4 protein-coding genes are annotated in these 2014 nt (G+C 59.3%); all 4 read left to right on the top strand.

Going from position 1 to position 2014, the window contains the following annotated elements:
- On the top strand, positions 1 to 578 hold a 578-nt coding region (locus EOA27_RS33825), incomplete at its 5' end, for a tyrosine-type recombinase/integrase (protein WP_145970734.1).
- A complete protein-coding gene (locus tag EOA27_RS42610) occupies positions 568 to 1074 on the top strand; it encodes a site-specific integrase (protein WP_245491258.1) in 507 nt (168 codons plus the stop codon). The genes EOA27_RS33825 and EOA27_RS42610, both read left to right, overlap by 11 nt.
- Positions 1005 to 1562: a tyrosine-type recombinase/integrase gene (locus tag EOA27_RS42605; RefSeq protein WP_245491256.1), complete on the top strand. Its 558-nt coding sequence runs from the start codon at positions 1005 to 1007 to the stop codon at positions 1560 to 1562. The genes EOA27_RS42610 and EOA27_RS42605 overlap by 70 nt, the downstream gene beginning before the upstream one ends.
- 272 nt (positions 1563 to 1834) lie before the next feature.
- Positions 1835 to 2014: phage integrase N-terminal SAM-like domain-containing protein (locus tag EOA27_RS33815; protein ID WP_189562247.1), on the top strand; the 180-nt coding region annotated here is incomplete at its 3' end.

Genomic DNA, 2014 nt, shown 5'->3' with positions numbered 1-2014 from the left:
GTCCTCAGGTGCCGGCAATTTATCGTACCCTTCTCCTACTGCTTTACGGTAGCGGTATGCGCATCGGCGAGGCGCTTCGCTTGGTCCTGCACGACGTGGATCTGACCGAGCAGATCATCACTGTCCGCGACACGAAGTTCTTCAAAACGCGTCTTGTGCCGATCGGACCAAAGCTCAACTGCGAGTTGGCTGCGCATATCGAGCGCCGGCGCCTTCTCCCTTTGTTGCGCGGGCAAGAATCACCGTTGTTCACCACGCGCGATGGCCGGCCGTGGCACTACGTGCGGGTCATTTCCTGGTTCCAGCATGTCCGCCGAGCCGCCGGAATCAGTTGCCCTATCGGCGAGCTTCGGCCGCCACGACTGCACGATATTCGTCACACGGCCGCCGTGCACCGGGTGATTGCCTGGTATCGCTCCGGTCAAGACGTGCAACGGTTGCTCCCGCAACTCGCAACCTACCTTGGCCACATCGATATACGATCAACGCAGCGCTATCTGCACATGACGCCGGATCTCCTCGATGCAGCCAGCCAGCGCTTTGCGCAATACGCAATGGGGGCCAACCATGAAGGATGAGAGCCTCCTTGGTCCGTGGATCCGTCGTTTCCTGTTGGAGCACCTGGTTGCCGAACGCAATCTTTCCCGCAACATCCAAGCCAGCTACCGCGACACGCTTACACTGCTGCTGCCGTTTGCAAGCAAGCAGGGAGGTCGTGCTATCGATCGTATGACGGTGGAAGAGCTGACGCCGGCAATCGTCCGCAAATTCCTGGACCATCTGCAACTTGATCGCCGATGCAGCGAAGCAACCCGTAACCAACGGCTTGCGACCATTCATTCACTGGCACGGTTCATCGGCATGCGTTCGCCGGTCAACCTGGCCTGGTGTTCCGAGATAAGGGCGATACCATTCAAGAAGACGGCAAAGGCCGCGATCGGCTATCTCGAAAAGGCTGAGATGGATGCGCTCCTGGGCCAACCCGACAGGCGTGTGGGTCTGGAGTGCGCGACCATGCCCTGCTGCTATTCCTCTACAACACTGGTGCGCGCGCCGATGAGGCAGCAAAGTTGACGGTCGGCAATCTTCAGCTGGGCGCGTCTCCGTCAGTGCGCCTTCATGGTAAGGGAAACAAGATCCGGATCTGCCCGTTGTGGCCAGCGACGGCGATATCGCTGGCTCGCCTCGTGACCGATCGGGATAGGAGCGATGCAGTCTTTCTGGGGCGGATGAAGGAACCTTTGACACGATTCGGAATACACCGTGTCGTGACGCAATATGCCGCCATGGCGAGCAAAACCGTGCCGACCCTGGCCACGAAGCGCGTCAGCCCCCATACGATTCGGCACACGACAGCCGTCCACCTCCTGCGTGCCGGCGTCGATATCAACACCATCCGCGCTTGGCTCGGCCATGTGTCGTTGGACACCACGCACATCTACGCCGAGGTTGATCTGGAAATGAAGGCCAAGGCGTTGGCCAAGGTTGATATCAGCGGCTTGAAAGAGCCCCCACGGCAGCGATCTCTGCCGTCATTGATGGCATTCCTGAAAGCCCTGTAGCGAACTACCATCGCCGTTCTTATGTGGCGGCTTGGGCCAAGGAAATCACCGAGATCCTTGGCTCATCCCCCGGAGACGCAACATAAATTTGGCCGCAACCTAACGGCTGTTGGACTAACCCGCTCCGCAGTCGCGGAGCGGCAAGGAGAGTGTGTGCCGACAGCGTGACTTGATCGCGTCTGTGGCGCTGGTGATGTGTCCACAACAAGCTCCGACTGCGTCAGCATGGAGTGGCTGCTTGCAGCCCCCTCCATCGGACAAAGGAGCTTGTCATGACCCAACTTCGCCAGCGCATGAGCGAGGACATGCAGGTGCGCAACCTCGCGCTCAACACCCAACTCTCCTATCTTCAGCAGGTGTCGCTGTTTGCGCGTCACTTCGGCAAGTCGCCGGACTTGCTCGGGCGCGAGGATATTCGGGCCTATCAGGTTTATCTGACCAACGAGAAGAAG

The organism is Mesorhizobium sp. M2A.F.Ca.ET.037.01.1.1, assembly GCF_003998075.1.
Lineage (GTDB): Bacteria > Pseudomonadota > Alphaproteobacteria > Rhizobiales > Rhizobiaceae > Mesorhizobium.
Note: the sequence above shows the minus strand (reverse complement) of the source record. Positions and strands in the feature narration are given on the sequence as shown.

Excerpts from the sequence above, each read along its gene's own strand:
- EOA27_RS42610 (WP_245491258.1), top strand. The coding sequence starts at position 568 with ATGAAGGATGAGAGCCTCCTTGGTCCGTGGATCCGTCGTTTCCTGTTG.